The organism is uncultured Rikenella sp. (assembly GCF_910579375.1).
In the GTDB taxonomy this organism is placed as follows: domain Bacteria; phylum Bacteroidota; class Bacteroidia; order Bacteroidales; family Rikenellaceae; genus Rikenella.
On the sequence record NZ_CAJTUJ010000145.1, the window covers coordinates 1 to 4533 of the forward strand.

Below are 4533 nucleotides of genomic sequence, written 5' to 3' on the forward strand. Positions count from 1 at the left end.
ACCCCGCCCCAAACACAATCGCGAAGACTGAGGACTGCGGAGCCTAAGGAGTAGCGCAGCTATCACGAAAGTTCTTTGCGCCGCTTTCTTACAAGAAAGCGGCAGTTCCAGCCGGCACAAAGTACAGATAAACGAACAGTTAAATATGCAAGAGGCGTTTGGCCACTTTGTCGTGGAGGAGGCGTTCGAGATCGTCGAGACGTGTGTGATCGATGACCTCGCGGATGAAACCCTCGATCTGCAACCGTTTCGCCGCTTCGAGCGCGATGCCCCGCTGGCGCATGTAGTAGACCGCCTCCGGATCCAGCCGGCCGACCGTCGCACCGTGGTTGCATTTCACATCGTCGGCGTAAATCTCTAACTGCGGCCGGGTGTCGATCCGGGCCCGGTCGCTCAGCACGATGTTGTGGTTCTCCTGTAACGCGACCGTCTGCTGAGCGTCCGGCGCGACGTAGATATGTCCCGTAAAAGCCCCTCGCGAATCGTCTTCGGCCACCCCTTTGAAGAGCTGGTTACTGCGGCAGTGCGCCGAAGCGTGGTGCATCCGGATATAGTTGTCCGCCAGCTGATTCCCCGCCGTGAGGTAAGCCCCTTCGAGGTTGCAGTCCGCTCCCGGCTCAGCGAGCGTTACGAACTGATTTCGTCGTAATATGCTGTTATCCAAGTCGATGGTGGTGACTTTGACGCTGGCGTCCCGTTCGATCGAGGTCAGCACGGTAGCGAAGTAGGTAGCCCGGGTTTCAGCCACCTCGAACAGCTCGACCGAAGCTCCCGCCTCCGCTTCGAGCAGCAGGGCGCTGTCAATCAGCGCGTCGGCCGATGCACACGCATGGTGATAAACGACCACCCGCACGCGGCTGTTACGCCCGGCCCGAATCCGGTGGCGTTGCACGTATTTTTGCACGCCTTCTTGGATCGGAGTCGCAGAGGGGTAGCGCAGGTGGATGTACAGAATGCCGCTGGTTTCGCATCCGGCCGGAATGTCGATCTGTACCCCCTGTACCTGTTTCGTCTCGGCGCCGAGGTTGTCGAGCAGCAGGGGATCGATGGTCAAACCCGGATGGGGAGACCGCTCGGCAGCCTCCCGCAAAGTCGCCGCCGGGAGCGGTTCGACCCGACACAGCGCCGCTTCGGCTTCGGTCGAAATTTCGGCCTGCGCCGGAACGAAGCTCTCCTCCGGAGCTCCGCCCGATGCCGCGAGCCGACCGAGCGGGGTGTATTTGTAACGTTCTTTCAGTATCCTGTCCATAGGGCTACTCCTCTTTGTCGCCGTATTCGCGGATGACCCAGTCGTAACCGCGTTCTTCGAGCTCCCGGGCCAGCTCTTTGCCGGCGGAGTGGATGATTCGCCCGCGGTAGAGCACGTGGACGTAGTCGGGTACGATATAGTCCAACAGCCGCTGGTAGTGGGTGATAACGATGGTGGCGTTGTCGGGCCGTTTGAGCCGGGTGACGCCGGTGGCCACCACGCGCAGGGCGTCGATGTCCAGACCGCTGTCGGTCTCGTCCAGCACGGCGAGCTTCGGTTCGAGCATGGCCATCTGGAAGATCTCGTTCCGCTTCTTTTCGCCGCCCGAGAAGCCGACGTTTACGGCGCGGTTCATCAGTTTGTCGCCGAGTTCGACGATTTCGCTCTTCTCGCGCATCAGGCGCAGGAAGTCGCCCGAGCCGATCGGCTCTTCGCCGCGGGCGGCACGTTGCTGGTTGATGGCGAGCCGCAGGAAGGAGGCCATCGAAACGCCCGGAATCTCGACCGGGTACTGGAAGCCGAGGAAAAGCCCCAGTGCGGCGCGTTCCTCGATGCTCATCTCCAGCAGATTCCGGCCGAGAAAAGTGACGGTGCCGCCGGTCACGGCGAATCGTTCATTCCCGGCAAGCACTGAACCGAGGGTCGATTTCCCGGCTCCGTTGGGCCCCATGATGGCGTGTACCTCTCCGGCACCCACGGTCAGGTCGATGCCGCGCAGGATCTCTTTGCCTTCGTCGGCGACGGTGGCATGCAGGTTCCTGATCTCCAATATATTCTGGCTCATATCGCGTGTCTGATGTTTATGCTGTGTAAGATTAGTAGGATTAACCTACACTCCCCTCCAAAGACAAGGCGAGCAGTTTCTGGGCTTCGACGGCGAACTCCATGGGCAATTGGTTGAGCACTTCGCGGGCGTAGCCGTTGACGATCAGGCCCACGGCCTCTTCGGTCGAAATCCCGCGCTGGTTGCAGTAGAAGAGCTGTTCCTCGCTGATCTTGGAGGTGGTGGCTTCGTGTTCGAGGGTGGCGGTGTCGTTGCTGCACTCGATATACGGAAAGGTATGTGCCCCGCACTTGTCTCCGATGAGTAAGGAGTCGCACTGCGAATAGTTGCGACACCCGGTCGCCGTCTTCGCCACGCGCACGAGGCCGCGGTAGGAGTTTTGCGAAAAGCCTGCCGAAATCCCTTTCGACACGATACGGCTCCTGCTGTTCCGTCCTAAGTGGATCATCTTGGTGCCGGTATCGGCCTGCTGGTGGTTGCCGGTTAGGGCGACGGAGTAGAATTCCCCCACGCTATTGTCCCCCGCCAAAATGCAGGAGGGGTATTTCCACGTAATGGCCGAACCGGTCTCGACCTGCGTCCAGCTGAGCTTGGCGTTCTCGCCGCGGCAAATCCCGCGTTTGGTCACGAAGTTGAAGACGCCGCCCCGTCCCTCCTTGTCGCCGGGGTACCAGTTCTGGACGGTGGAGTATTTCACTTCGGCGTCCCGTTCGACGATGATCTCCACGATCGCCGCGTGGAGCTGGTTTTCATCCCGGATCGGTGCGGTACACCCCTCCAAATAGCTCACATACGCCCCTTCGTCGGCCACGATCAGTGTCCGTTCGAACTGGCCGGTGCCGGCGGCGTTGATCCGGAAGTAGGTCGAAAGCTCCATCGGACACCGCACGCCCTTCGGGATGTAGCAGAAGGAGCCGTCGGAGAACACGGCGGAGTTCAGGGCGGCGAAAAAGTTGTCGGTATAGGGCACGACGGTACCTAAATATTTCTGTACGAGTTCTGGATGGTTCCGCACGGCTTCGGAGAAGGAGCAGAAGATGATTCCTTTCTCGGCCAAGGTGGCCTGGAAGGTGGTCTTGACGGAGACGGAGTCGATGACGGCGTCGACGGCGACGCCTGCCAGGGCTTTCTGCTCGTCGAGCGGGATGCCGAGCTTCTCGAAGGTGGCGCGAAGCTCGGGGTCGACTTCGTCCATGCTGCTCTTGAGCTTCTTGTCTTTCTTGGGGGCGGCGTAGTAGATGATGTCCTGATAGTCGATGGGCGGTATCTCCAGATGGGCCCAGTCGGGCATGGTCATGGTCTGCCATTTCCGGAAAGCGCGGAGGCGGAATTCGAGCAGCCATTCCGGCTCTTCTTTCAGGGCGGAGATGCGCCGGATGGTGGTTTCGTCGAGCCCTTTGCCGATGGTCTCGGTGGCGAGGTCGGTGGTGAATCCGTATTTGTAGTCGCCTTGGGCGGCGTTTTCGATGATCTCTCTTTCTTCCATTTTTTCGTGGGAGGCGAGGGGTGGCACGGCTCGCGTCGGTGTTCTCCCTCTGCAAACAAAATACCGTTTCCGGTGGAATACGGCAAAGATACGAAAAAAGACGAGGATAGCGGCGTGGATGTAGCGCAGGCGGCGGTCGGTTGTTTGGGGTAGCTTCAGGTAGTTTTGGGGTGCTGCTTATCCCCGTTTATTCCGAGAGGCAGCGCAACTGAAAACCGTGGGCGCGGCTGTCCGAGTAGCTGGGGGTGAGGTGCTGCGAACTGAAATATAAGTCCAAGGCGCGGTAATGGTCGCCCGGATTGTAGGATGCAGACGACCAGCTGTATCCGTCGTTGCCGACGCTGACCGGCCCGCCATAGCGTGCGTGGCGGTAGCCCGGGCGCACCCACAGGGTGTTTTATTGGCAGCCTCTACCCCCGTTTATTCCGAGAGGCAACGCAACTGAAGACCGTGGCCGTGGTCGCCCACGTCACAGGAATTGAGGAACTGTGTGCTGAAGTGCAAGAACACGCCTACACTCCTGTTGCAAGTGGATGACCAACTGTATCCATGGTTGCCGAACCCCCACAATATACCCGTATCTGAAGCGCGGTAGCCCGGGGCGCACCACCGAGTGTTTTATTGGCAGCCTCTACCCCCGTTTATTCCGAGAGGCAATGCAATTGAAGACCGTAGGCGCGGTAGTCCGGGTTGCTGATGTGGAACCATTTTGTGCTGAATGTCATACTCAGGCCGCCGATACCGTTCGTGGCAGAAGACCAACTGGCGTCGCTGTAGCCGACGTCTTTCAACTCGCCTGTCTTATGGTTGCGGCTGCCCGGGGCAGTACCGCTTGTCCCGTTTATTCCGAGAGGCAACGCAACTGAAAACTGTAGCCGCGGCTGTTCGCGGTACAGGGATCGAGCCAGGCCATGCTGAAACTTAAATGCATGCCGTCGGTGTCGCTGACGGTCGATGCCCAACTGTAGCCGTTGCCGGAGACACTGGCCGGTGTCCCCATGTCTCGACGGCGGT

Annotated in this window: 5 protein-coding genes; all 5 read right to left on the reverse strand. The window is 59.8% G+C overall.

Annotated features, from left to right (window positions below; translation table 11 throughout):
* Positions 1 to 139: 139 nt before the first annotated feature.
* Positions 140 to 1249 carry a SufD family Fe-S cluster assembly protein gene (locus tag QZ302_RS08745; RefSeq protein ID WP_294594539.1) on the reverse strand — a complete coding sequence of 370 codons (1110 nt, stop codon included), beginning with the start codon at positions 1247 to 1249 and terminating at the stop codon, positions 140 to 142.
* 4 nt (positions 1250 to 1253) lie between these two features.
* Complete coding sequence (gene sufC / locus QZ302_RS08750; protein ID WP_294594548.1) at positions 1254 to 2021, reverse strand: Fe-S cluster assembly ATPase SufC; 768 nt, start codon at positions 2019 to 2021, stop codon at positions 1254 to 1256.
* A gap of 52 nt (positions 2022 to 2073) precedes the next feature.
* Positions 2074 to 3519: a Fe-S cluster assembly protein SufB gene (gene sufB, locus QZ302_RS08755; RefSeq protein WP_294594541.1), complete on the reverse strand. Its 1446-nt coding sequence runs from the start codon at positions 3517 to 3519 to the stop codon at positions 2074 to 2076.
* A 187-nt stretch (positions 3520 to 3706) separates the two neighbouring features.
* On the reverse strand, positions 3707 to 3904 hold the full coding sequence (locus QZ302_RS08760; RefSeq protein ID WP_294594543.1) for a hypothetical protein: 198 nt from the start codon (positions 3902 to 3904) through the stop codon (positions 3707 to 3709).
* Positions 3905 to 4160: 256 nt separating this feature from the next.
* Positions 4161 to 4310 carry a hypothetical protein gene (locus tag QZ302_RS08765; protein ID WP_294594546.1) on the reverse strand — a complete coding sequence of 50 codons (150 nt, stop codon included), beginning with the start codon at positions 4308 to 4310 and terminating at the stop codon, positions 4161 to 4163.
* Between the last annotated feature and the right edge of the window lie 223 nt (positions 4311 to 4533).

Coding starts and splice junctions, on each gene's coding strand:
- QZ302_RS08745 (WP_294594539.1), bottom strand. CDS start 1,249: ATGGACAGGATACTGAAAGAACGTTACAAATACACCCCGCTCGGTCGG.
- sufB (WP_294594541.1), bottom strand. CDS start 3,519: ATGGAAGAAAGAGAGATCATCGAAAACGCCGCCCAAGGCGACTACAAA.